The organism is Paraburkholderia sp. BR10923 (assembly GCF_040948765.1).
Classification (GTDB): Bacteria; Pseudomonadota; Gammaproteobacteria; order Burkholderiales; family Burkholderiaceae; genus Paraburkholderia; species Paraburkholderia youngii.
Genome location: NZ_JBFPKO010000011.1, coordinates 165,735 through 190,687 on the forward strand (window position 1 = coordinate 165,735; position 24,953 = coordinate 190,687).

24 protein-coding genes and 2 pseudogenes are annotated in these 24,953 nt (G+C 64.9%); 5 read left to right on the top strand and 21 right to left on the bottom strand.

Features of this window, described 5'->3' with window-relative positions; all coding sequences use genetic code 11:
- Positions 1–6: 6 nt before the first annotated feature.
- Together AB3X94_RS21845 and AB3X94_RS21850 are read right to left on the bottom strand one after the other, a co-directional pair.
- Positions 7–141, bottom strand: a pseudogene (locus AB3X94_RS21845) (cytochrome c); the annotation flags it as partial.
- Positions 135–258 (bottom strand): annotated as a pseudogene (locus AB3X94_RS21850) (sulfite dehydrogenase); the annotation flags it as partial. The pseudogenes AB3X94_RS21850 and AB3X94_RS21845, both read right to left, overlap by 7 nt.
- Before the next feature lie 86 nt (positions 259–344).
- On the opposite strand from AB3X94_RS21850, the gene AB3X94_RS21855 reads away from it, so the two are divergent.
- The gene (locus tag AB3X94_RS21855) at positions 345–941 is read left to right on the top strand and encodes a nitroreductase family protein (protein ID WP_176380207.1); all 597 of its coding nucleotides are present in this window, start codon (positions 345–347) and stop codon (positions 939–941) included.
- A gap of 86 nt (positions 942–1,027) precedes the next feature.
- On the opposite strand, the gene AB3X94_RS21860 is transcribed toward AB3X94_RS21855, so the two are convergent.
- The 7 genes from AB3X94_RS21860 to AB3X94_RS21890 form a co-directional block, all read right to left on the bottom strand.
- Positions 1,028–1,975 (bottom strand): TauD/TfdA dioxygenase family protein, encoded by a 948-nt coding sequence (locus tag AB3X94_RS21860; RefSeq protein WP_368612668.1) that lies wholly within the window; start codon positions 1,973–1,975, stop codon positions 1,028–1,030.
- A 123-nt stretch (positions 1,976–2,098) separates the two neighbouring features.
- The gene (locus AB3X94_RS21865; RefSeq protein ID WP_368612669.1) at positions 2,099–3,532 is read right to left on the bottom strand and encodes an NAD(P)-binding domain-containing protein; all 1,434 of its coding nucleotides are present in this window, start codon (positions 3,530–3,532) and stop codon (positions 2,099–2,101) included.
- Position 3,533: 1 nt separating this feature from the next.
- Positions 3,534–4,370 (bottom strand): transporter substrate-binding domain-containing protein, encoded by an 837-nt coding sequence (locus AB3X94_RS21870; RefSeq protein ID WP_368612670.1) that lies wholly within the window; start codon positions 4,368–4,370, stop codon positions 3,534–3,536.
- The gene (locus AB3X94_RS21875; protein WP_176111027.1) at positions 4,367–6,010 is read right to left on the bottom strand and encodes a rhodanese-like domain-containing protein; all 1,644 of its coding nucleotides are present in this window, start codon (positions 6,008–6,010) and stop codon (positions 4,367–4,369) included. Before AB3X94_RS21875 ends, AB3X94_RS21870 begins: the two co-directional genes overlap by 4 nt.
- A gap of 38 nt (positions 6,011–6,048) precedes the next feature.
- Positions 6,049–7,239, bottom strand: a complete 1,191-nt coding sequence (locus AB3X94_RS21880; RefSeq protein WP_368612671.1) for a PLP-dependent aspartate aminotransferase family protein — start codon at positions 7,237–7,239, stop codon at positions 6,049–6,051.
- A complete protein-coding gene (locus tag AB3X94_RS21885; protein WP_368612672.1) occupies positions 7,239–7,871 on the bottom strand; it encodes a cysteine dioxygenase in 633 nt (210 codons plus the stop codon). Before AB3X94_RS21885 ends, AB3X94_RS21880 begins: the two co-directional genes overlap by 1 nt.
- A gap of 7 nt (positions 7,872–7,878) precedes the next feature.
- Entirely contained in the window at positions 7,879–8,772 is an 894-nt protein-coding gene (locus AB3X94_RS21890) for an amino acid ABC transporter ATP-binding protein (protein ID WP_368612673.1), read from the bottom strand.
- Between the two features lie 309 nt (positions 8,773–9,081).
- Between AB3X94_RS21890 and AB3X94_RS21895 the strand changes: the two genes are divergently transcribed.
- The 3 genes from AB3X94_RS21895 to AB3X94_RS21905 are packed head-to-tail and all read left to right on the top strand — an operon-like array spanning position 9,082 to position 11,523.
- Positions 9,082–9,942 carry a transporter substrate-binding domain-containing protein gene (locus AB3X94_RS21895; RefSeq protein WP_176111030.1) on the top strand — a complete coding sequence of 287 codons (861 nt, stop codon included), beginning with the start codon at positions 9,082–9,084 and terminating at the stop codon, positions 9,940–9,942.
- Between the two features lie 2 nt (positions 9,943–9,944).
- Positions 9,945–10,688 carry an amino acid ABC transporter permease gene (locus tag AB3X94_RS21900; protein WP_176111951.1) on the top strand — a complete coding sequence of 248 codons (744 nt, stop codon included), beginning with the start codon at positions 9,945–9,947 and terminating at the stop codon, positions 10,686–10,688.
- Complete coding sequence (locus tag AB3X94_RS21905) at positions 10,678–11,523, top strand: amino acid ABC transporter permease (protein WP_368612674.1); 846 nt, start codon at positions 10,678–10,680, stop codon at positions 11,521–11,523. The genes AB3X94_RS21900 and AB3X94_RS21905 overlap by 11 nt, the downstream gene beginning before the upstream one ends.
- Before the next feature lie 36 nt (positions 11,524–11,559).
- Here AB3X94_RS21905 and AB3X94_RS21910 read toward each other — a convergent pair whose 3' ends face one another.
- The 8 genes from AB3X94_RS21910 to AB3X94_RS21945 form a co-directional block, all read right to left on the bottom strand.
- Positions 11,560–12,609, bottom strand: a complete 1,050-nt coding sequence (locus AB3X94_RS21910; RefSeq protein ID WP_368612675.1) for an ABC transporter substrate-binding protein — start codon at positions 12,607–12,609, stop codon at positions 11,560–11,562.
- Positions 12,610–12,637: 28 nt separating this feature from the next.
- Positions 12,638–13,375: an ABC transporter ATP-binding protein gene (locus AB3X94_RS21915; RefSeq protein WP_176111033.1), complete on the bottom strand. Its 738-nt coding sequence runs from the start codon at positions 13,373–13,375 to the stop codon at positions 12,638–12,640.
- Entirely contained in the window at positions 13,368–14,195 is an 828-nt protein-coding gene (locus tag AB3X94_RS21920) for an ABC transporter permease (protein WP_368612676.1), read from the bottom strand. The genes AB3X94_RS21915 and AB3X94_RS21920 overlap by 8 nt, the downstream gene beginning before the upstream one ends.
- A 10-nt stretch (positions 14,196–14,205) precedes the next feature.
- Positions 14,206–15,564 carry an LLM class flavin-dependent oxidoreductase gene (locus tag AB3X94_RS21925; protein WP_368612677.1) on the bottom strand — a complete coding sequence of 453 codons (1,359 nt, stop codon included), beginning with the start codon at positions 15,562–15,564 and terminating at the stop codon, positions 14,206–14,208.
- A 37-nt stretch (positions 15,565–15,601) separates the two neighbouring features.
- A complete protein-coding gene (locus AB3X94_RS21930) occupies positions 15,602–15,748 on the bottom strand; it encodes a hypothetical protein (protein WP_368612678.1) in 147 nt (48 codons plus the stop codon).
- A 62-nt stretch (positions 15,749–15,810) separates the two neighbouring features.
- Positions 15,811–16,347, bottom strand: coding sequence for a rhodanese-like domain-containing protein (locus tag AB3X94_RS21935; RefSeq protein WP_368612679.1), 537 nt, complete (start codon positions 16,345–16,347; stop codon positions 15,811–15,813).
- 75 nt (positions 16,348–16,422) lie between these two features.
- Positions 16,423–17,646, bottom strand: a complete 1,224-nt coding sequence (locus AB3X94_RS21940) for an acyl-CoA dehydrogenase (RefSeq protein ID WP_368612680.1) — start codon at positions 17,644–17,646, stop codon at positions 16,423–16,425.
- 65 nt (positions 17,647–17,711) lie between these two features.
- A complete protein-coding gene (locus AB3X94_RS21945) occupies positions 17,712–18,869 on the bottom strand; it encodes an LLM class flavin-dependent oxidoreductase (protein ID WP_176111038.1) in 1,158 nt (385 codons plus the stop codon).
- Between the two features lie 428 nt (positions 18,870–19,297).
- Between AB3X94_RS21945 and AB3X94_RS21950 the strand changes: the two genes are divergently transcribed.
- A complete protein-coding gene (locus AB3X94_RS21950; RefSeq protein WP_368612681.1) occupies positions 19,298–20,128 on the top strand; it encodes a VOC family protein in 831 nt (276 codons plus the stop codon).
- A 42-nt stretch (positions 20,129–20,170) separates the two neighbouring features.
- Here the strand turns inward: AB3X94_RS21950 and AB3X94_RS21955 are convergent, their stop codons facing one another.
- From AB3X94_RS21955 to AB3X94_RS21970, 4 genes are read right to left on the bottom strand one after another with little or no spacing between them, the layout of a single operon-like run.
- Positions 20,171–20,971 (bottom strand): ABC transporter ATP-binding protein, encoded by an 801-nt coding sequence (locus tag AB3X94_RS21955; protein WP_176111040.1) that lies wholly within the window; start codon positions 20,969–20,971, stop codon positions 20,171–20,173.
- Complete coding sequence (locus AB3X94_RS21960; RefSeq protein WP_176111041.1) at positions 20,968–21,846, bottom strand: ABC transporter ATP-binding protein; 879 nt, start codon at positions 21,844–21,846, stop codon at positions 20,968–20,970. The genes AB3X94_RS21955 and AB3X94_RS21960 overlap by 4 nt, the downstream gene beginning before the upstream one ends.
- A gap of 11 nt (positions 21,847–21,857) precedes the next feature.
- Complete coding sequence (locus AB3X94_RS21965) at positions 21,858–23,681, bottom strand: ABC transporter permease (protein WP_368612682.1); 1,824 nt, start codon at positions 23,679–23,681, stop codon at positions 21,858–21,860.
- Positions 23,678–24,856, bottom strand: a complete 1,179-nt coding sequence (locus tag AB3X94_RS21970; protein ID WP_368612683.1) for an ABC transporter substrate-binding protein — start codon at positions 24,854–24,856, stop codon at positions 23,678–23,680. The genes AB3X94_RS21965 and AB3X94_RS21970 overlap by 4 nt, the downstream gene beginning before the upstream one ends.
- Positions 24,857–24,953 lie beyond the last annotated feature (97 nt).

The following is a 24,953-nucleotide window of genomic DNA, read 5'->3' on the forward strand; positions in this document are numbered from 1 at the left end:
CGCCTGTCACAGTCTGCCCGGCCGTGGGTCCGGCACGAAGCCATCGCGCTTGGGCATGTTGATGGCGGCCAGCGACCGGGCGTCGAGGCGCGCATCGTCCGGCACGATGCCGTTGCGATTCAAGATCCACGCGCTGAGCGCGCGGCACGGCGAATCACATTCGCTTCATGCGCCGACGGCAGTCCGTACGGGTGTTCGAGAATCGGCGCGCCGGGTGTTTTGGGTCCACGGATCGACGCTCAGCGGCTTTAGCAGGATTTGCGTTTGCTGCGACTTAAGGTTCTCACTCTGGCGCGCCTACCCCGAAAAGCGACGCGCACCGTTTTCTTTTCAATGGCATAGACATGACCACATCGAACTCCCGTACCGCCGACCATCCGATCGACAGGCAATTTCTCGAGCGCTGGTCGCCGCGCGCGTTCACCCAGGACACGATTGCCGAATCGACGTTGCTGACTTTTCTCGAAGCGGCGCGCTGGGCGCCCTCGTCGTATAACTCGCAGCCGTGGCGCTTCGTCTATGCGCGTCGCGACACGGAGCACTGGGCGCGTTTTCTGGGCTTCCTGAACGAGTTCAACCGCAGCTGGGCACAGCATGCGGCCGCGATCCTGATCGTACTGTCGAAGCGCACGTTCACGCCACCGGGTGCGGCGACGGAAGTGCCGCTCGCGTCGCATTCGTTCGATACAGGCGCCGCGTGGGGCTATTTCGCCCTGCAGGCAAGCCTGTCGGGGTGGAAAGCGCATGGCCTTGCCGGCATCGAACGGGAGCATATCCGCGCGGAACTCGCGATCCCCGAGGACTATGCGATCGAAGCGGCGGTCGCTATCGGTCGTGCCGGCGACAAAGCTTCGTTGCCCGAGGCCCTGCAAAAGCGCGAGACGCCGAGTCCGCGCAATCCGCTGCCGACGTTCGTCGCGGAAGGCCGTTTCGCGCTCTGAGTGCTACGTTGTCGGGCCGCGTAGCCATCATCGGACCGCGCGGCCCGCGGCCAATCGAACCGGTCCGCCCAACGGGCGGTCTTCGTTCAATTCAGCGCAATGGCGGCGGCCGCTCCCACCGGCGAACCTTCGAGCGACACCGACGGCCGCCCGTCCGGTCCGACCGGCACATCGCCGACCAGCGTCGTGCGATACAACTGGCGATCGAAGTCGAGATCGAAGATATCGGTCGGCGCGAGATGCGCGGTCGTGCGGTTGTCCCAGAACGCCACGCTGCCCGCTTCCCATCTGAAGCGCACCGTGAATTCCGGTCGCGTCACGTGTTCCCACAGCAGTTCGAGCAGTGCCTGGCTTTCGCGCGGCGTGACGCCGGCAATCTGCTTCAGAAACCCGGGGCTCACGTAGAGCGCGCGCTCGCTGGTCTCCGGATGCACGCGCACGAGCGGATGCTCGCTGACGAGCGCATGCTGTTCGACCGCCGACGCAAACGCTTCGGTGCCTTTCGCTCCATGCGGCGGCGCGAAGCGATGCACGCCGCGCAGACCGTCGACGAAGTTGCGCAACGGCTCGGACAGCTTTTCATAGGCGATGACGAGGTTGGTCCATTGCGTGTCGCCGCCGTAGGGCGGAATCGTGACGCCACGCAGAATCGACGCGAATGGCGGATTGACGGCCGCCGTCACGTCGGTGTGCCAGCCGGTCCACGGCCGCAACAACGGCTGACCTTCGAAGCGCGTCGCCTTGCGGAACTTTGCAATCGAGTAGATCTGTGGGTAACCTTCGACGTGGCCGAACACAGGATGCCCGACCGTCAGTTCGCCGAATTGCGCGGAGAAGGCGACATGCTGCTCGTGGCTTAGAAACTGCTCGCGAAAGAACACGACGCGCCATTTCAGCAACGCGGCGCGGATCGCGTGTATCTGCTTCTGATCGAGGGGTCGGGTCAGATCGACTCCGCTGATTTCCGCGCCGATATGAGCGGACAGTGGGCTGATCTGGAGTTCGGCTTGTTCGGTGATGGGGGCTGCACTCATCATTGCTCTCCTAGGTTGCGGCCTGTGCCGCGACGTGAGTCGGGGGCTCATCGGCGAAGCGGTGGCGAACAATGCGCGCAAATGCGTCATTCGTCCACCCTTCCCTGGCCGTTCATCATGGCTTCAGGCGCTCGATGTCTCCCGGCGCCAGATGCTCGCCGCATACACGGACTCATCGAATTCGGCGGGCACGTCCGCAGAGAGCCGCCGCTGGTGCGAATCGATATCGGCGAGAAACAGATCGCGGCTGATCCTTCGCACTACCGCGGGGATATCGCGCTTCATGCTCGGCACGTCGCCGACGGGCACGCCCGCGCTGACGAATCCGGCCGGATTGTAGACGTGGATGTCCTTCAGAAAGGGCGCCTGTCCCGCTACTTTCTGCTGGTATTCGAGTGCCTCGCCGAGATACGGATGTGCGCCGAGTTCGTCATCTGCATCGCCTTGCGGCGGTGTGAACCGGTCGCGCCACAACAGGATTTGCGAGGCAAAGCCGGCGAGCTCGGGACGCGCGGCCGGATCGATGAAATAGCCGGTTCCCGCAATCGCGAAATCGAAACGAAGCGATTCGCCCGCTGCGACGGCCTCGATCTGCCCTGCGGTTTCACGCGCGGATTCCCATTGCGTGCCCAGATGCAGATGAAAATTATCGAAACGCGTCACGCGTTCGATCGAATCCGGCGGCGCCGTCGAGCCAGAGCGCTTGAAGCGCAACGCCTGCGCCCAACGTAGCGGGTCGGGCAGATCGAAGTAGTTGTCGTACGCACCGGGATAGGCGCGCGCGCGTGACACAGGCGTGGCCGCGAGCGACGCGCGACGCGCGAACAGATGGACCTCGGCCGCCCCCGCTTCGAGCGCGGTCGCGGCGGCATCGAACGCGGACGCGGCGCCGCCTACTACCGCGACCGACTTGCCGCGCAGCGCAACGAAGTCGATAGGATCGGATGTATGCGCGACGAACCGCGCCGGCAGTTGCGCGAGCACAGGCGGCACGAATGCGCCGCCATTACCCGCGACGCCGTTGCACAACAGTAGCTTGCGAGCCGTTTCCACATGGGTGCTTCCGTTCACGTCCAGATGCAGACGGAAATGCGCATCCTGCGGCTCGATGCGCACGAGCCGCGTGCAGTAGCGAACAGGAATCTGCAGAAACTCGCGATACCACGCGAGATACTCCGCCCATCGTTCACGCGGAATCCGGTCGATCTCCTGATAGGACGCCTCGCCGAAGCGCGCTTCGTACCATGCGCGAAAGCCCAGCCCCGGCAAACCGCCCTCCGGTCCGACGAGAATCTTCGGTGTGCGCAGCTTGTTCATGCGCGCGCGGTTCAGCCACACGCCAGCCTTCGCCGCATTCGCCGCCGCGTCGATCACGCTGACGCGGCCAATGCCCGCGCGCCGCAGCGCAAATGCGAACGCGCACCCCGTCTGCCCGCCGCCCACGATAAAGACGTCGTGATCGATGCCGGGCCGCTCGGGCACCCAGTTATCGGGCGCAGGTCCGAGCAGTTCGAGCGTTCGGCGTGCGTCGCGGTCCACATCGGCAATCTGTGTCATATCATTTTTCCTTGTTGGCGGCGTATTGCTGATGCCAATCGAGCAACTGTTTTGAAGGCGGCATGTGCCATTTGTTGCCTTCATCGATCAGGAAGCCGGTGTTGTGCCAGTCCTTGACGATCTTGTCGAAGGCGGCAATGGTGTCCGTCTGCCCTTTGCGAACCCAGATCACCGAAGGCGATGGAATCAGTTGTGTCGGCATCGGCGACTCATAGTGCTTCCACTCGCCCGTGGTACTCGCAATGCGCGCCTGAATACCCGGCGTCACATGAACCGATGCGACACAGGTCCCGCCTCGAAGCGCGAGCAGAGCTTCGGGCATGCCCTTGAAGGCTTTGACCTGCGCACCGAATTGTTCTATCAGCGGCTTCGTGTAGTTGCTGCCTTGCGAAACGCACACCGGCCTGTCGCGCAGATCTTTCCAATCGTGGATGCCCGACCCTTTGTGCACCATCGCGCTGCCGCCAATCTCTTCGAAGGGCGTCGGCACATAGCCGAGGATTTCGTCGCGCTCTTTCGTGTACTGCATGCTGGCGATCAACGCGTCGACCTTGCCCTGCTGCAGGAACTGCACGCGGTTGGGCGGCGTCACTTCGACCGCCTCGAACTTCACGCCGAGATGATTCGCGAGGCTCTCGGCCAGTTCGACGTTGTAGCCGACGGGTTTGCGTGTCGCCGGATCGAGCGTGCCATAGGTGCCGTCGAGCACAACGCCTACGACCAGCGTGCCGCGCGCCTTGATATGGTCGAGCGTTGCGTCGGCGCGGGCGACCCCGCTCACAGCGGCAGCCGAAAACACCGCGGCCAGCAGCGCGCGTTTCGATCTCCCGGCGATCATGAATGAACCGCCTCGGCAAGCGTGCCCGCATCGGACGCTTGCGGGTCGAAGCGAAACTGTTGAAGCTCGTCCGGCGCGCACTGCGCGATCAGGCCGGTTTCCCACGCGAGATAGGCGCGCGCCGCATCGAGATTGCCTTCGTGGCGGTCATGCACGAAGAACAGATAGTCGATGCGCTCGCTATCCGCCGGCGCTTGCGGTGATGCCTCGATCGCATAGCCAGCTTGCCTGAACGTATCGATACCGTCTTTCGCAATCGATACCTGACCGATGCCCGCCTCACGCAGGTCGAGCGCCGCCAGCGCGGCTAGCGACCGCGACTCCGCCAGCAACACGATCCGCTGCGACGGAGCCACCTCCGCGAGCGCCGCAAGCAATCGCGGACGGATCGACCACTGCGCCCGCTCGGGATGCCCACTGCGATAGGCGGCGCTCGAGCGCAGGTCGAGCACATGCACACCTTCGGCGCCGCGCAACTTGCGCAGTCCGTCCGCATCGATCAGTTGTTCTTCAACGGCGCCATGCGCGGCGGCTTGCGGCGCGAGACGCCGCAATGCGTGCGCATCACGGGCCGCGACCAGCGCGGTTTCAAGGCCCAGTTGCACCAGCCAGGCCGCAATGACGGGCGCGCGTGTGCCGTCGTAGTCGACCAGCAGCACGCGTGCACGGCGTACGCCGATGGTCTGGTCCGTCGCCTGAAGCAGTTGACCGCCGGGCGCGTGCACGGCGGCCGGCACGCCGTCATGCGCGAACTCGGCGGCGCTGCGGATGTCGAGCAGATAGGTGGTGCGCTCGACCGCGTCGAGCCATGCCTGCGCTGCCTGCACGTCGAGCGTGGTCACGGCGAAACGTGCGGCGAGTGCCGTTGCACGCTCACGCGCTTCGCTCGATACAGCTTCTTCGATCGTATCCGGATAGCGCCGCGTGCTGCCATGTTCGAGTTGCAGACCTGCCAGCGCCCAGCCTTGCGTGCCGTTTTCGAGCGCGACGACCGGATTCGGCACGCCCAGACTGCGCAACACCTGCGCGCCGATGATGCTGCGCGTACGGCCCGCGCAATGGATCACGACCGGCGTGCGAGCGTCTGCCGCCAACGCACCGAAGCGATAGGCCAATTCGCCGTTGGGGCAGCTCACCGCGCCCGGTATCGTCATCTTCGTGTGCTCTTCGACGGTGCGTCCGTCGAGCAGAATCAGCGGCGCGCGTTCCGCCTGCAATCGGGCGAGCTCGGCGGCCGAAATGTGCGGCGTCCCGTACGCATGCTCGACGAGTTCGCCAAAGGTCTTCGACGGCACGTTCACGCCCTTGAACAGCGTGTAACCGGCCGCGGCCCAACCGCGCGCACCGTCCTTCAGAACGGACAACCGCGTGTAGCCCAATGCATGAAGCCGCCGTGCCGCGCGCCGTGCTATTGCTTGGTCGTCCGTGCCGGCATCGAGCAGGACGATGCGTACATCACGCCGTGGCGCGAGTCGGCCGATATCGAGTTCAAGCCGGCTATACGGCAGCGGAACCGCGAAGAACGGATGGCCCTCGCCGAACTCGCCGGCTTCTCGCACGTCGAAAAGCGCGATCTCGTCGTTATCGTTCAACCATTCGCGCACGGTGGTCGCGGGGATCAGCGAAAAAATGTCTGCCATTGGAAGTCGAAGAGCACGAAGTTGAGAAGGGACGGCGCTTATTGAAGGACGTGCCGAAACGCTTGCCGCAAATCACCTATCAGGTCGACCGGATCTTCAAGTCCGACATGCAGGCGTACGACCGGCTCGCTGCCGCGCCAGTAGCTGTGCTCGCGCAAGCGCGACTGCGGCGCGACGAGCGCGAGGCTCTCATAGCCGCCCCACGAAGCACCGATGCCGAACAGCCGCAGGGCGTCGACGAATGCGCTCGCCTGCTCGCGGCTCGCTTGCCGCAAAGCAAACGATACGAGTCCATTCGCGCCCTTGAAGTCGCGACGCCACAATGCGTGTCCCGGATCTTCGGGCAGCGCCGGATAGAACACCCGCGCAACCGCACTGCACTCGCTCTGTAGATAGCGCGCGACTTCGAGCGCATTGCGCCCATGCTGGGCGAGACGCACAGCCAGCGTGCGGATGCCGCGCAGCGCGAGGGAGGCGCCGTCGGCGCCCACGCTCAGGCCGAGGGCGTCGTGTGTGTCGCGCAACGTGCGAGCGAGTTGCGGGTTCGAAGTCGACACCGCCCCTTGCATCAGATCCGAATGACCGCCCAGATATTTGGTGGTCGCCTGGACGGCAATATCGGCGCCGAGCGCGAGCGGCTGGTAGAGCAATCCCGCGCCCCATGTGTTGTCCGCCGCCAGCAGCACCGAATGCTCGCGCGCAAACGCCGCAAGCGCGGGCAGATCGATCACTTCATACAAGAACGACGATGGCGATTCCGCGTAGATCAGGCGCGTTTCAGCACGCAGGAGCGCTGCGGGCACACCGTCGCTCGCGCTGAAATAGCTGAACGACACGCCAAGCCGTGTGAGCAGAGGTTCCACGCGCTCGCGCACCGGGCCGTAGACGCCGTCCTGCACGAGCACGTGATCGCCCGGCGACAGCAGCGCGATGAAAACGAGCGAGATGGCCGACAGACCCGAAGGCGCCAGCAATACGTCGCTCGCCCCCTCCAGTTCACCGATGGCGGCCTCCAGCGCACGATGCGTCGCCATGCCATGACGCCCATACATGCTGACGGGCTCGCCCGCTTCGCGCCGGTGGTGCAGGCTCGCGCGAACCGCCTCACTCGCGAAGCGCACCGTGCTGGTACGCACGACCGGAACGTTCACGGGCGCGACGCCGTCCTCGAATGGCGGCGAGCCCGCGTGCACCACGCGCGTGTGCAGTCGATCGCCAGGCGACGCCATCAGCCGACCGCCTGGGTGGCGCGCTGCATGTGCTTCGCGTTGTAGCGCACCACGAGGCCAGTATCGGTTTCGAAGCCGAGGCGGCCCGTCAGCGTTTCGAGCGGACGGCCATAGAGATGGAAGTGAAGCGTCGGCTCCGCGCCGCCGACATGAATGCTGTGGATGTCGTCAGGGAGAAAGGCAATCGGTACACCCGGCCGCACCACCACTTCGTGCGACAGTTCGAGCGTGGCGCGCGCCGGATCACGGCCGTCGTCGGTACGTCGATAGATACGGTTCAGCTCCGCGCCGTCGATAGCCGCAATCACGGCCCATGTGTCGTGGTTGTGCGGGATCGTCGTCTTGCCGGGCAGCAGCGAGTTGAGGTACAAGGCGAGCCCATCTTCGCCGGGATTGAGCCGGTAGCGGGTCGAGGTGTCGCCACTGTCGGCCCGCGGCGGCGGAAAATCGGTGGCGTCGAACAGTGCGCGCCGCGTCGCGAGTTCGAGCAGCAGCCCGCTGATCGCATTCAGCGCTTCGCGCGTGACGCCCTTTTCAGCGATGATCCGGCGGACGTCGGCAAGCAGATCCTGCACTGCTTCGCGGCGCTGTGCGGCAATTGGGCTGCTCGCTTCGTTCGTGGTTGTCGTCATGGTCGTGTCATGGGTTGTCGTGGGGTAACGTCGCCGCGCGGCTCGCACGGTCTTCGCCGCGGGCGCGTTGCAAAAAGAGTCGAGTTCTGTCGTGGACGGGGTTGCCGAACAGCTGCTGCGCACTGCCATGTTCGACGATCACGCCGCCTTCCGTGAAAAACACTTCGTCGCTGATGTCTTCGGCAAAGCGCATTTCGTGCGTGACGAGCACGCAGGTCTGCCCTTCGTCGGCCAGTTCGCCGATCACGTTCAGCACTTCGCCCACCGTCTCGGGGTCGAGCGCCGAGGTGACTTCGTCGAACAGGATCAGATCGGGCCGCATCGCCAGCGTGCGCGCAATCGCGACCCGCTGCTGCTGCCCGCCGGACAGCGCGCCCGGATAAGCCTTTGCCTTGTCGGCGAGACGCACCTTGGCTAGCAACGCGTGAGCGTCGCTTTCCGCCTGGGCACGGCTGCGGCCCAGCACCCGCACCGGCGCGATGGTCAGATTCTCGAGCACGCTCAGATGCGGAAACAGGTTGTATTGCTGAAACACGAAACCGATCCGCTTGCGCAGCGCAACACGCTGCGCATCCGTCTTTTGCGCGCGCACGTCGATGCCGTCGACGGTGATCTCGCCGCTTTGCGGCGCGAGCAAGCCGTTGATGCAACGCAGAATCGTCGACTTGCCCGAGCCAGAAGGGCCGATGATCGAAACGGCCTGGCCACGCCTGACCGACAGATCGATGCCGTTGAGTACGGCTGTGCTGCCGTACGAAAGCCGCACGTCGCGCAATGACAGCAGTGCATCGCCAGGCGAACCGGTGGCTGCGCTTGTCTCGTTGCTCGCGCGCACCGTGGCACCCTCAGTGGATGCGAGACCGATACGTGCCGCACGAACCGAGAAAATCAATTCAGTCATTGGGTGTCCTGTCGTCAAAGCGGAGCTGCGGGCACAAAAGCACACTTCGCACTCTTCCCGCTTTACAACCAGGCATTCTAGGAATCAGCCCGCCAATTACGAACCAACGAATAAGCGAAAAGATATTCGGCGATCTGCAATGTAACCGATAACCTCGCAATGGCATGCGAGCACACGCTTTAACATCCGTGTGCTTTGCTTAGCAGATTCATTTGGTTTGCCGCGCATCGGCTTTGGCATAGGGTATGCGTCGCAGTGGCATTTTCGTCGACGCGAGACACACATCTCCCTCCTCCTATCCCATCGCTCATGAAATCAGGCAAAGCGGCATATACCAAACGACTGTCATCCTTCTCCCTGCTCACCTCGATTGCCGCCGGTGTTGGCGTCGCGGCCTTCTCACCGGCGTATGCAGACCAGACCCTCGACAAGATCAATTCACGCCATGAAATCGCGGTCGGCGTGCTGATCGGCGGCAGTCCGTTCGGGTCGCTCGATCCGCAAACCCAGCAGCCGCGCGGCATGAACGTCGACCTCGCGAACGACATCGGCAAGCGTCTCGGCGTGAAGGTTCAACTGGTGTCGGTCCAGCCGTCCACGCGCGTGCAGTTCCTGCAGCAGGGCAAGGTCGACATCCTGATCGCGAACATGGAGTACAACGCGCAGCGCGGCGAGATTCTCGACCATGTGCCGACGCCTTACTATCGCGTCGGCGGGACCGCCATTACGCCGAAATCGAGCGGCATCACGAAGTGGGAAGACCTGCGCGGCAAGCCCGTCTGCATTTCGCAAGGCAGCAGCTATATCCGGCCCGTCGTGGAGAAGTACGGCGCCGTGCCGCGCGCATTCCCGGGCGCGTCGCAATCGCTCCTGGCGCTGCGCGGCGGCAGTTGCGTCGCGGCCGTTCACGACGCCGCACCGCTGCTTTATCCGCTCCAACAGCATGATCCCGAATGGCGCGACTACCGCACGCTGCAGCCGGAGCTCGAACCGGCGCCGTCGGTGATCTGGGTACGGCAAGGCGAAAAGGACACGGCCGCGAAGCTCGATGCGATCGTGCGCGACTGGCATCGCACCGGCTGGCTGATCGATGACGAGGCGAAAAATGGCCTGACGCCGCCGTCTCCGGCGCTAGCCGAGTGGCACCGGCAATTGCCCGCGCTGCAATGAGCATGGCCGCCTCGTTCCATGCGCTGATCGACGCGGCCGCGCACGCCGGGCTCGACTATCGCTTTCTGCTCGATGCCTACGAACGCGTGCCCTTCGTACAAGGCATCGCGGTCAGCGTCGAACTGGTCGTCGCGACGATGCTCGGCAGCGCGCTCGCCGGCCTCTTGCTGCTGCTCGCGCTGCGTCACCGCAATGCGTGGATTGCCGGCGCGGCGCGCGCGTTCATTGAGCTGACACGCAATACCCCAACAATCGTGCAGCTTTACTGCGCGTTTCTCGTGCTGAACATGCTCATTACGCAATGGCTGCGCGAGACCCACCTCGACAATCCGTTCAAGCCGTTCTTCTGGGTCGTGCTGGTCCTGTCGCTGCACAAGGGCGCATTCCACGCGGAAGCGTTACGCGCGGGCTTCGACGCATTGCCCGTGCAAACGCTCGAAGGCGCGGCGTCGCTCGGCTTCGATCGTGCGACGCGCTTCTGGCGCATCGAATTGCCGCTCGCGTTTCGCACGGCCCTGCCGGCACTCGTCAACAACTTCGTCGAACTGGTGAAGGCGACCGCGCTTGCGTCCGCAATCGCGGTGGGCGACCTCACCTACCAGTCGATCATGATCTGGACGCAGCGCGACAACGTGCTTGCGCTGATGGTACTGATTCTGCTGTTCTTTGGCGTGCTGACATGGCTAGTCAGCCGTGCAGGTCGATGGCTCGAAAAACGTTTGTGGATTCCCGGCTATGGCGTATAGATCGCTCGACCCGGCTGCCTCCAAGGCTGCCTCCAACCTCGATCGTCTTCGCGACGACCCCGCTCGCACAAAAGCGCTCACGCCCGGCATAGCCGCCGCGCTTGGCGTGCTGATCGCCGGTGCACTGTTGTGGGTGTTTTCGCCCGACTCAGGCTCGCGTGGCGAAACGCTCGCGCGCTTCGTCGAGTGGACGCCCGCGCTCGCCTACGGCTTCGCGTTGAATGTCCTCATCAGCCTTGGTGCGATCGTGGCGGGCTCCGTCCTCGGTCTGCTGATTGGCGCGCTCGCACTTGCAGCTTCGTGGCCGGGACGCCTCGCGAGGATCTGGGTTCAGGTCTTTCGCAACGCGCCGTGGCTGGTTCTCGTCTATTTCACCACTTACGTCTTTCCCTTCGAATTCAGCGTATTCGGCACGACATTGCCGTTTCCCGACTGGATGAAGGTGACGCTCGCGTTGGCACTTCCGGCCAGCGCGAACATTGCCGAAGTGTTTCGCGGCGCGGTGGCATCGATTCCTACTACGCAGTGGGAGGCAGCGGGCTCACTGGCGTTTTCGCGCGCGCAGATTCTGCTGCACATCGTGCTGCCGCAGTGCGTGCGCCGCATGCTGCCGCCGTGGATGAACGTCTACGCGATCATCACGATGGGGACGGCGTTGTCGTCGCTGGTCGGCGTTCACGATCTGATCGACACCGCGCAGATCGCGAGCAGCACGGTCGCCAGGTCCAGCTTCACGGTTCTCACTTACCTGGCGACACTGTCGATCTTCTTCGCCTACTGCTATCCGATCTCGCTGGTCACGCGCTGGCTCGAACGACGGTTCGTCAACGTCTAGCGCCAGCGGTTCGGCGCGCGGGATCGCAGCGGCGGGTCAGTCTTTCGACGGGATCGGCCAGATCGCTTTCTGCGCCGCATTGAAGCGCGGATCGTATTCGACGTCGACCTTCACCTTCTTGCGGATCGCGTGTCCGTCGTAGAGGATGTCGGCGATGTTCTGTTCCTCACCGAGCAGGCCCTTGTCGAACTTGACGAAGCTGCCGCTGCGCACCTGGTACTCGAACGCGGCGCGTTCGTCGGAGATCTTCAGCGTGTCCTTGAGAATGCCGATCACCTCATCCTTGTGCGCATCGTGCCAGGACCAGTAACCCGACATGCGGGAGAAGAAATCCTGCAGCGCCGCTACCTTGACGGGGTCTTTCAGATCGGCCGACGTGGTCGTCCAGACGTTGAGCGCCGGAATCTGCGTGTCGCGGTCGCTCAGCAGAACGTGGCCCGCGCCCGACCTGATTGTCGGCAGGACCGGGCCAAGCGCGCCCGCATAAACGTCAACCTGCCCCGCGTTGAAGCCCGCCGCGGACGTCGCACCGTCCGCGAACTTGATCGGCTGCACGTCTTTCTCGTTCAAGCCGGCCTTGACCAGCGTCGCCAGATATTGCGCATGGTTGTAGCCACCGTAGTTGTAGCCGAACTTGTGTCCCTTGATGGCCTGAACGCTCGTGATGCCCGCGCTCGTGCGCAGCGCGGTGATCTCCGGCGGATAGTCCTTCGAATACGCGTTGCGCCAGCCTGCGACGATGCGCAGCGGCGTCGAGTCCTTGGTCCAATCGGTGCGCGCGTTGGCCTGCTCGATCGTGAGCGAGGTGTCACCCATATGACCGAGGTCGATCCGGCCCGCGTACAGCGCCGACAGATTGGCGGCCGGCCCGGTCAGCAGCACCCATTCGATCTGGTAAGGGGTGCCGTCGACCACGCCCGACTTGCGGATCAACGCGGGAAACGCAGGGTCCTGGTAGGCAATCACGAGCTTGGTGTTCTTCACATCGACCTGCTGATTTTGGGCTTGAGCCGTGCCCGAGGTGGCGAGCGTGAAGCTGGCGAGCAATGCGGCAACGCCTGCGTAGAGCGATTTTTTAAACGACATGGCAATCCTGGGTGATGAATGGAAAAAGTCAGGCGACACTGAGCGAGAACTGTCGGAGCAGGTCGCGCTTCAGCGCATTGAATTCGGGCGAGGTCACGTCACGCTCGCGCGGCAAATCGACCCGCGTCTCGTGGCAGATCCTGCCTTTCGAGAGAATCACGATCCGGTCGGCGAGAATCAACGCCTCGTCGAGGTCGTGCGTCACGATCACGACGCCGAACCGGTAGTGGTCCCACAGCTTCAGCACGAGGCTCTGGATGCTTCGCCGCGTGAAGGCGTCGAGCGCACTGAACGGCTCGTCGAGCAGCATCAGGTCGGGCCGCCGATACAGCGCGCGGGCCACGGCCACGCGCTGAGCCTGGCCGCCCGAGAGGCTGACGGGCCAGCTCGACAGCTTGTCTTCGAGACCAACGTCCTGCAGCGCGGCGCGCGCCCGTGCCGTCGCATCGGGCTTGTGCGCGTCGTCGAGCAGCACGTTCGCCCACACCCGCAGCGCACCGATCAGGCGTGGTTCCTGGAACACGACCGAGGTATTCGCCGACACTTCCGTGCGGCCGCTCGTCGCCGATTCGAGTCCCGCGAGTAGCCGCAGCAGCGTGGTCTTGCCGGTGCCGGACGGTCCGACGAGCGCGACTACCTCGCCCTTGCGCACCGTGAAGTCGACCTGATCGAGCACGCTGTTCTCGCCGTAGCGCTTGCCGACGCGCGACAGGCTCGCGACGACGGGCGCGGTGTCCTGTTCCGTTTCGTATGCGAGCTCAGACATGTGCACCTCGCCAGGCGAGCGCCTTTCGCTCGATATAGCGCAGCAGCGCGTCGACGCCGATACCCAGCGCCGCATAGACGAGGATGCCCGCGATGATGATGTCGGTGCGCTGGAACTGGTTGGCGTTGTTCAGGATGTAGCCGATCCCGGCGCTGGCGTTGATCTGCTCCGCCGCCACCAGCGCCAGCAGCGAGATGGCCGCCGCGTAGCGAACACCGACGAGTATGCCGGGCAATGACATCGGCAGGATGATGAGGCGAATCTGATGCGCACGCGTCAGGCGAAACGTGCGGCCAAGTTCCAGCAGCTTGGGGTCGATGCCGCGTATCGCGTGCCAGGTGCTCAGATACATCGGCGAAATGGCCGCTCCGACGATCAGCGCGACCTTCGACACTTCGCCGATGCCGAACCACACGACGAAGATCGGCACGAGCGCGATGAACGGTATGGTACGCAGCATCTGCAGCACGCTGTCGAAGCCGCGTTCGGCGGACTTGCTCAAGCCGGAGGCCACGCCCAGCAGCAGCCCCGCGCCCCCGCCGATCAGGAGGCCCAGCGCCGCACGCGCGAGCGAAATCTTCAGCGCATCCTGCAGATCGCCCGATTGCCAGAGCTCGCGATAGGCGGCGAGCACGGACGCGGGCGACGGCAGCACGAATTCGCTTGCTACACCGAGCGACGAGGCCAGTTGCCACAGCACGATCAGCAGCACCGGCACGATAGAACGCAGCAGCGGTTCGCGCAGCGTCAGGCGTCGCAGCGGCGTCGCGCCGGCAGCCGGCGCGGGGGCCACCGCAAAAGTGGATTCACGTGTAGACATACTCACTCCTTCAAGAGACCGCATCGGCCACGGCCGCGCCGATGCCCGCTTGCGCATCGGCGTAGCGGCTCGGCGGCCGTGGCAGACCATAGTGTTCACGCAGCGTCGTGCCTTCGTACTCGCGGCGGAAGATGCCCTTGCGCTGCAACAGCGGCACGACCTGATCGACGAAATCCGCGAGCCCCGACGGAAACACATCCGCATTCAGGTTGAAGCCATCCGCCGCGCGGCCGTTGAACCAGCGCTCGATGTCGTCCGCGATGGTCTCCGGCGTACCCACCAGCATCCGGTGCGCGCCGGGATTGCGATCGAGCAGATCGCGCACCGTCAGGTTCTCGCTGCGGGCGAGCAGCAAGGTCGAGCGGATGAAGCCGCCGGAGACGTCGGAACGCGCACCGCTGTCGATCAGCTCATACGGCAGCGGTTCATCGAGACGCAGGTCGGCGGGCTCGACACCGAGCGCGCCGGCGAACTTCGCGAGCTCGGCACTGCGCTCGAGCAGCGCGTCCATCTCGGCCTTGCGTTGGCGCGCTTCGGCGAGCGTGCCGCCGATCACCGGATAGAGGCCGGGCAGGACCAGCAGATGAGCCGGATCGCGGCCGTGCGCTGCGGCGCGTGCCTTGATGTCGCGGTAGAACGCCTGTGCGCCCTCGAAAGTGGTCTGCGCGGTGAACACCGCATCGGCATCGCGCGCGGCGAGCGCGACGCCCGCGTCCGAGCCGCCGGCCTGCACCAGCACCGGCCGGCCTTGCGGGCTGCGCGGCAGGTTCAGCGGCCCGCGCACCTGGAAGTGCGGGCCGTGGTGCGCGATCGCATGCACGCGGGCCGGGTCCGCATAGAGCCCGCTCGCGCGATCGGCGACGAGCGCATCGTCTTCCCAGCTATCCCACAGCTTCAGCACGACATCGACGAATTCCGCCGCGCGCGCGTACCGCGCCGGCTTGTCCGGCGCTTCGCCAAAGCTGAAATTGGCGGCCGCCTGCGGGTCGTACGTCGTCACCGCGTTCCATGCGACCCGGCCGGCGCTCAGATGGTCCACCGACGCGAAGCGGCGCGCGAGGTTGAACGGATCGTTGAACGTCGTCGACGCAGTGCCGATCAGCCCGACGTGCTGCGTGACACCCGCGAGCGCGGTGAGCAGCACCGTCGGTTCGAGCGACTGCGCGGGACCGTTTGCGTGGCCACGCAACGCCAGCGCGTCGGACAGAAACACGGCATCGAGCTTACCGCGCTCGGCGATCTGCGCGATCGCGGTGAAGAAGCCGAGGTCGATGATCGACTTCGGGTTGTCGAGCGTGCGCCAGCCCGCGGGATGACGGCCCGTGCCGGTAACGTTCGTGTTCAGATGCAGTTTGCGAGCCGCACTCATGTTCCTATCCCCTGCAACGATGAATCACGGGGCGCGCTCATACCGTGCTGCTCTGCAACGTCGCCAGCCATTCGGCGCTGCGCGCGCGGTTGGCGGTGTCGAAATCGATCACGTCGATCGACGCGATGCCGTCGCGCTCGAGCTGCGCCACCAGTTGCAGCTCCCAGGCGAGGTACGACTCCATCTGCTGCGCGGCCTGGCCTGGCGGGTACTGATACGGGCTGTACCACGCATCGTCGTCGCCGGTCAGGTTGCCGTCGTCGCCTGCGGCCTGCGGCAGGCCGAGCGCGAGCCAGCGCGCGGTGCCGCCGAGCAGCGCCGCGACGTTCGCGTGCCGACCACAAGGTCCTCGCCGGCGTCCTGCAGACGCTTGAGCGTCGGCGCATCGATATTGGGGGTGTGGAGGCGCTGCTCGATCACCTCGCCGAACGTCTTGCCGGGCACGTTGGTCCCGCTGAACACCTCGAAGCCCGCCGCCTCCCAGCCCGCGACACCGCCTTCGAGAATCGACACGTTCGTATAGCCGAAGCGCGCCAGCAACGCCGCGGCGCGCGACGTGTATTCGCCGGCTTCGTCGACGAGCACGATCGGCGTCGTGCGGCGCGGCACGAGCTGCCCGACCACGAGGCCGAGCCGACCGACCGGCGCGACGGACGAATAGAACAGCCGGCGGCGTGCGGATACGCCTTCTTCGCGCACATCGAGGATCGCCAGTTCGTTGCGAGCGGCAAGCGCCGCGCGCAACCCGGCAGGAGCAATAAGCGGTACGTTGGATTGACTCATCGTCAGGTCTCAGGGAAGTAACGGATCTCGGAACTCGTTTGTGGTCGCACGGGCCGCAAGCGGTGCTGCAATCGCTCAGAAGAAGGCGGCGCTCGGCAGCGGCACGCCGTTCAGCGCGTGGTTGCCGAGCACTCGCGCCTTGTAGAGCCCCGGGTTATGCGACGCAATCGTGCGGATGTTGCGCCAGTGGCGATCGAGTTGCGCCGCCTGCTTCGCGGCGGACGCGCCGCCCACGTCGAAGATGCGCGTCGCGCCATGCAGCGCGAGCTGATCGATCACGACCTTCGCTTTGGCGCTGCGCAGTGCCGCTTCCACGAACAGCGCATCCTCGGGCTGGCCGGCGATCGCGCTGTCGAACGCCTCGCCGAGCACGGCCGCCGCGTTCAGCACCGCGGCCTCGGCGACATACGCCGCGCTCTGCAACTCGCCGACCGTCTCCTGCAGCAGCGGATCGTCGGCCGGGCGCGGCGCGACCGCATGGTAGTAGTTGCGCTCGCGCTGCCGCACCAGTTCCACCGCATCCTTCGCGATGCGGCGCAGGATGCCCGCGATGATCGTCGTCAGGTAGAGCTGCGCGAAGGTGGCCTGGTGCGGCAGCTTCACTTCGTCGGCACAGACGAGCACGTCTTCGGCCGCGACCTCGACGTTGCTGAAGACGGTGGTGCCGCTCGCGGTCTGGCGCTGGCCGATGCCGTCCCAGTCCTCGCGCACGTCGACGCCCGGCTGCCGCACCGACACGCGCGCACCGACGAAACGTCCATCCGGAGTCTTCGCATTGACGATGATGTGATCGAAGTACAGGTTGCCGGTGCTGTAGTACTTGGTGCCCGTGAGCCGGTAGCCGCCGCCCGCCGGCTCGAGGCGCGTATTGCCGTCGCCGTCGCCGATGTTCTGCGTGCCGAGTTCGCTCGCGCCGAGACCGAATAGCTCGCCCGCGCGCACGCGTTGGATCCAGCGCTGGTATTGCGGCAGTTGACGCGCACGCAGCGCCTTTTCGACGAACGCGAAATGGTTGCGCAGGATGTGCGGGATATTCGAGTCGGCTTCCGCCAGATCGAGCACGAGCTCGAAGAGCTGCGGCAACGTGGCGCCCGCGCCGCCTTCGTGCTTCGGCAAGCGGAAGACGCCGAGACGTGCGGCGCGCACCCGCGCGATCGCGTCGCGCGCATCGCCTTCCCCGCGCTCGCGTGCGGCAGCACCGGCCGCGATCGCCGCGACGAGCTCGCGCAGCGCGTCGGATTGCGGCTGCGCGACGGCGAGACCGGGATCAGCGGCCAGATTCGAATCGATCGTTCCCATCAGCAAGACTCCGTGTGAATCAGATTCAGATGAACCCGTTTGTATTGGTTGTACCTGCGATGCCGTTACGCCTCGGACTGCACACGCACCCGCAGACCGGCCTGTTCCAGCAGCGGCAGCACCGCTTCGCCGAAGTACGCGAGATCGGGCTCGAAATCGTAGAAAGTCAGTTGCACGCCATCGATGCCTGCCGCTTTCAGGCGCAGCAGATCGTCGACCACATGCTCAGGTGAACCGATGATCTGAATGTTTCCGCCGAGCACCCGCTGCTCGCGCTGATGGCCCTTCCAGGCCTGGGCGTCGCTGCGGCGTCCGGTGAAGCCATCGACCGCGCCGAAGTCGGCATGCGAGAGGATCGCGTCGTGATACGCGCGCGCCTCGCTCTCGGTCGGCCGACAAACGATGGTCGGATTGATCAGCGTACGCACCTGCCGGCCATGCGACTGCGCCGCCGCCCGCACCTGGGCCGTGTGCGCCGGCAGCACGTCGAGCGCCGCGTCGATCTGCGCACCGGCCGAACTCGTGATGAAGATCAGGTCCGAGTGTCTCGCCGCATAGTCGATGCCGGCCGGCGAACTCGTCGCGTTCACGAGCACGGGGCGGCCATAACGCGGCTTCGGCGACACGAACGCGTTGCGCGTGCGGTACCACTTGCCGTCGAACGTCAGGTTGTCGTCGAGCGACCAGAGCCGCTCCATCAGCTCGACGAACTCGCTCGCCATCTCGTAGCGCTGGTCGTGCTCGAAATGGCCTTCGCGACCGAACATCTCGGCCTCGTCGATCGAATGGCCGGTCACCATGTTCAAGCCCCAGCGGCCGCCCGAAATATGGTCGAGCGTCGCGCCGAATTTCGCGAGATGCAGCGGATGCCAGTTGCCGTACAGGATGTGCAGCGTCGAGACCAGCAGGATGCGATGCGTGATCGACGCGAGCGACGCAATCGCCATGAACGAATCGAGCGATTCGCGGCGGTAGCGCAGCGTGCCTCCGTGGCCATCCTTGCCGAGCCATTGCGCTAGGCCGAACACGAGATCGAAGCCGAGGTCCTCGGCCTTGCGCGTGAGGCGCGCGTTGTAATCGAAACTCCAGTCGGTGGTGCGCGGCAGCGTCGACATCGACCAGCCGCCGCTCTGGATCGGCAGGAACAGGCCGAGCATCAACGGCTGGGCTAGCGCTCGGGAAAGCGGGCTGTCGGGGAATTGAGCGGGAGACGGAAGCGACATGAGATACGCGAAAGAAAATGAATGGAGCGCCGTCAGGCAGCTATCCTCATCAATGGATACAAGAGAGGGTTCGAAACAGCGGGTGGCCCCCACAGGTGGCCTGAGCACGCTGCGCCTCTCGATGCCGGGGCTATTTCACTAACTGCGGTGCCGGTACAACCATATTTCGTAAGCAAAAATCCGCTTTATTGTATGGACCGCCCCGGGGCTCACCAACCAAGCAATACATATATGCAATTCTGTCCAAGCCCCGCGCCCTTTCCCGGACGTACGGAATTCACCATCCGCGTGCGGCTCGTCTTCCTCGGGTCGTGACCGGGTGCCGGGCCTATCCACCCGGCGCGCTATGCAATCGACAATCCATTACTAGCGTTTTCGCGGCAGGCTTCGCATACTCGCTGGCGACCCCACTGCGGAGTTCGTCCGTCATGTCGCTTTCGCTCGACCACATCGTGATCCGCGTACAGGATCTCGAACAGACCATCGCCGATTTCACTACGCTAGGCTTTACCGTGCAACGCGGGGGCACGCACGCCGATGGCGCCACGCACAACGCGCTGATCGGCTTCGCGGACGGCAGCTATGTCGAGCTGATCGCTTTTCTGCGCGAGGCGCCGGAGCATCGTTGGTGGGATGCAAGTCATGGCATCGGTGATGGGTTCGTCGATTTCGCGCTTCTACCGCAATCGGTTGCAAGTACCATCGCCGCGGCTCGCGAACGAGGTCTCTCTTACGACGGTCCTTTCGCCGGTGGACGCGTGCGCCCCGACGGCGAGCGCCTCGAATGGCAGATCGGCAAACCGTCGAGCGCGGATCTGCCGTTCCTGTGCGGCGATCTGACGCCGCGCCGTCTGCGCGTGGCCGAAGGTGACGTACGCCATCACGCGAACGGTGCGCGCGGCGTTGGGAACATCACGCTGGCGGTGAACGACCTGAATGCGAGCCTCGCACGATATCGCGCTCTGCTCGGAGAACCCGGCGTGCAGCGTGCGCCGCTCCCCGGTTACGAAATAGAGTTGGCCATCCTGGCGCTCGGTACGACGACGCTCACGCTCGCCAGTCCCACCCGCCACACTCGCGAGCCGGCCGTTGGCCTTGCGGCCGACCTTCGGCGCCGCCTCGCCGCGCGCGGCGAAGGCGTTTTCGCGGTCGCGCTGGAGACGAACGTGGATAACGCAGCGCGCTCCCTGGATCGCGCACTCGCGCATGATTCCATCATCGAACTGATAGCAGGCTCGTCGACCGGCCGCGCACAATAACTTCACGCGCGGTCGGTGCAACGCGAAGCGCGACGGCATCTCTCACGACGCAGTCTGCGCCGCCAGCGATCCGCCGAGATAAGCGTCACGGATTCGCTGGTCGCCGAGCAGTTCGCTCGCGGTACCGGACAGCACCACGCGCCCCGTCTGCAACACGTAGCCGCGATGCGAGATCCGCAGCGCGAGGCTCGCGTTCTGCTCGACCATGAAAAACGTGATGCCCTGCTGGTTGATGGTCTGGATCAGCTCGAGCACCTTGTCGACGTAGAGCGGCGACAGGCCCATCGTCGGCTCGTCCATGCAGACTAGCGCGGGACGGCTCATCAACGCGCGCGCCATCGCCAGCATCTGCTGCTCACCGCCTGAAAGCGTGCCGGCCCGCTGACTCAACCGCTCTTTCACGCGCGGGAAAAGTTCGAGCATGCGTTCGTAGTCCTCGCTGATGCCTGCGCGGTCTTTGCGCGTGAACGCGCCCATCAGCAGGTTTTCGCGCACCGTCATGTCGCCGAAAAGCCGCCGAGCTTCCGGCACCGAAGCGATGCCTCGCCGCACGATCTGCGAGGTCGGCAGGCCGTTCAACGGTTTGCCGTCGAAGCTGATCGTGCCCGATCGCGGTTTGTGCAGGCCAAGAATCACCTTCATCGCCGTCGATTTGCCGCTGGCGTTGCCGCCCAACAGACTCACGATCTCGCCGCGCTTGATGCTCAGATTCACGCCGAAGTGCACCTGGATCTGTCCATAGAACGTGTCGATCTGGTCGAGTTTCAGCAACGGCTCGGTCATGGCGGCTTGTGCGGAGGGTGATGGGTTCGGCGCAACCAGATGCAGACTGGACCTGGTCATGCGGCCGCCGTTTCGTTGCGGCCATTCGCTACGCCGGCCGCGCCGACCTGACGATGTCCAAGGTACGCCTCGATCACGGCGGGATCGTCGCGCACTTCGGCAGGCAGCCCCGATGCAATCTTGCGGCCGTCTTCGAGCACGAGCACGCGGTCGGAAAGCTGCATCACGAGATCGAGCTTGTGCTCGATCAGCAGGATGGTGAGGCCGTCCCGTTTGAGTTCGAGAATGAGTTCGAGCATTTCGGCGGTCTCGGATTCGTTCATGCCGGCGGTCGGTTCGTCGAGCAGCAGAATGCGCGGACGCAGTGCCAGCGCGCGCGCAATCTCGACGCGCCGGCGGTTCGCATAGGACAGGCTGTGCGCCGGCTGATCGAGACGCGGCGAGAGGCGCGTGCCGAAGCGCGCCAACAGCGCCGTCACCTCCTCGCGCAGCGCGGCGTCTTCGCGCCGTACCGATGCGGGCCCGGCCAGCGCGCGCAGCACTTCCGCGAACGCCCCGACCACGGGCCAGCCCCGACGCGTCATCGCGAGCCGGGCATGCGCGCCGATCAGCACGTTATCGAGCACGCTCAGATTGCCGAACACCCGTCCATGCTGGAACGTGCGAGCGACGCCGCGCGCGGCCAGCTGCTCCGGCGCCATGCCAGTCACTTCTTCACCGGCGAACTTCACCACGCCGGCGTCGGGCGTGTCGATGCCGGTCAGAAGATTGAACAGCGTGGACTTGCCGGCACCGTTCGGCCCGATCACGCTCACGCATTCGCCGCGCGCGACCGACAGGTTCACTTCGTCGACAGCCACCAGACCGCCGAAACGGCGTGTGACGCGCCGCACGTCGAACAGGATTTCCGTGCCGGGTGGCAAAGAAGATGTCATGGTCGTCTCCGTCATACCGATCCGAACAGGCCTTGTGGCCGGAAGCGCACCAGCAGCAGCAACATCACGCCGTAGATCAGCATCCGGTAGTCGGCGGCAAAACGGAACAGCTCGGGCAGGCTGATCAGCGCCACCGCACCGGCCATCGCGCCGATCACGCTGCCGAGACCGCCGAGAATCACCATCGTCAGCGCGAGAATCGACACTTGCGAGTCGAAGGTCTGATAGTTGATATAGCTGTACAGATGCGCCGCGATGCCGCCGCCGATGCCGGCCGCGAGACCACCGCAGGCGAACGCGATCGCCTTGTAGCGATTGGGGCGGATGCCATACGCGCGCGCCGCCACGTCGTCCTCGCGGATCGCGCGCCACGTGCGGCCCAGGTGCGAGTTCAGGAGCCGCGCCTGCAGCAGTGCGAGCAGCATGAGCACCGCGAGTGTGAACCAGTAGACGGCGCGCACGCCCGTCAACTGCCACCCGAACAGCGACAGCGGGGCAATGCCGGTGATGCCGACCGGACCGCGCGTCAGGCTGTCCCAGTTCAGGATGACGAGACCGATGATTTCACCGATGCCGAGTGTTGCAATCGACACGTAGTGGCCGCGCAGTCTGAACGACGGATAAATCAGCACCGTGCCGATCGCCGCGGTAATGAGGCCGGCGAGCGGAATGGTCAGCGCCGGCGACCAACCCAGGTTGACGGACAGCAGCGCCGACGCATACGCGCCGATCAGGAGCAGTGCCGCATGCCCCAGCGAAATCTGCCCGACCGTGCCCGCGACGAGCGTGAGGCTCAACGCGAGCAGCCCATAGATCCAGCCGTTGGTCAGCGTCTGTAGCACGTAAGACGACGGCACGACGAACGGCAGCGCGAATGCGAGCGCAACCATCGCAACGATCGTGCGAGGTGGAATGCGCAGCGCGCGGCGGTTCGACAGAAACGTGCCGGTCAGCGGCTCGGGCGGCAACCTGCGGCTCGCGCTGAAGAGACCATTGGGCCGCCACACCAGAAACACCAGCAGCAGGACGAACGCGAACAGGTCGCGATAGCTGGTGCCGAATAGCGCCACCCCGTAGCTCTCGACGAGGCCGAGCAGCAGGCTGCCGGCAATCGCGCCCGGCACGTTCCCCAGCCCGCCGATCAGCAAGGCGACGACGCCTTTCAACGTAGCCTGAAAGCCCATCGCCGGATCGATGCTGTTGTAGTACATGCCGACCAGCAAGCCGCTTAAGCCTCCGAGTCCGCAGGCAATCGCAAACACGGCCTGATTCACGGCGTTCACGTTGACGCCCATCTGCTGCGCGGCATCGCGATCCTGCGCAGTCGCGCGCACGGCCCAGCCGAGCCGCGTGAAGCGCAGGAACACGTACAGCACGCCCGCCGCGCCGACCCCAATGGCCGCGATCAGCAGATCGAGCGAGCCGATGGTGGCCCCGCCGATCGACAGCGTCCACTCGGGCAGCGAACTCGGCACAGGACGTGGATCGGGTCCGAACACGATCTGCGCGAGCTGGTCGAGCACGAAACTGATACCGATGGTAGCGAGCAGCGGCGCGATACGGGCCGCGCCCTGCAACGGCCGCAGGCCGATTCGCTCGATCAGGATGCCGAGCAGCGCGCAGCCCGTGACGGTCGCGACGAGCGCCACGGGCAGCGGCAAGCCGAGCCGCGTCAGACAAAGCCAGCCGATGAAGCCGCCCACCATATACACGGAGCCGTGAGCGAAATTGATCAGATGCGACACGCCGAAGATCAGCGCGAGGCCGACAGCGAGCAGCGCATAGATATTTCCGACGATCAGTCCGTTGATCGTGTAGTCGAACCAGGCGGTCATGGTGTGTGCACGGCGCTCGCCCCATCCCACAGAGCGAATTTGCCGTCCTTCACGACGAGGTCGAGATTCTTCGCGCCTGCCACGCGGCGCGTCTGCGGATCGAATTTGAACTTGCCGAAGATCACGCTCGGCACGTCGTTGATTTTCGTAAAGCCGTCATGCACGGCCGCGCGATCCGCGCCGTAGCGGCGAATCAGTTCGCCCGACAGAATCATAGCGTCGTATGCGCGTGCGGCGAAGGTGTCCGGATCAGCGCCGTATCTGGCGCGGTAGCGCTGCACGAAGCTTTGTACTTCAGGACGCGGATCGCCGGGGAAGAAGTTCGATTCGGTGTAGACGCCATTCACCGCAGGGCCGCCAAGATCGAGAAACTTCGGTGAATACACCGAGCCGACCGCCGCGATTGGCGTGCTCACACCGGCCGCTCGCGCCTGGCGAACGATCTGGGCACCGTCGGAATAGTACGAGATCAGCACGATCGAATCCGGCTGTTCGCTTCGCACGCGCGTGAGCGTCGCGCGAAAATCCTTTTCGTTCGGTTGATACGCTTCCGCCGCGACGACCTGCGCGCCGTCCGCGGTCGCGGCCTTCGCGAAGATGTCCTTGCTGGTGCGGCCCCAGTCCGTGTTCAGATAGAGCACGGCGATTTTCCTGAAGCCGAGTCCTTTGGTCACATAGTGCGCGAGCAGCGGCTGTTCTTCGGCCTGGCTGATCGCCGTGCTCCACATATAGTCGCCACCCTTCGTGAAGTCAGGATGCGAGTTCGTGAAACCGAACTGCACGAGACCCGCGCGCTGGTACACCGGCGACGCGGCCATCGAGGCACCGCTCGACAGATCTCCCAATTCCAGCAGGATGCGTTTGTCGTCGGCGAACTTCTGTGCGATCGCGACGGCCTGACGCGGATCGCTACGGCTGTCCTCGAAGTCATAGCTGAGCGGATGGCCGTCGATCCCGCCATTGCCGTTGATCTGTTCGAGCGCGAGATCGAAGCCACGCTTCCATTGCTCGCCGTATTGCGCATCCTGGCCGCTGAGCGGTCCGGTCACGCCGACCCAGTACGGATCGGCCGCGTGCGCCACGGGCATCACGCCGCAGGTTGCGAGCGCCAGCGCGCCGGCGAGGTGACGCAGTGTGCTGGCCGCACCGCGCTTGTTGTTCCGCAGAATCGACATACAGGTCTCACGCCTTGGAATTGAGTGAGGCCATGTAACCATGTTGCGCGGACGCGGGCCAACGAAGATGCGCGACGAAGCTTATTCCATTGCATTT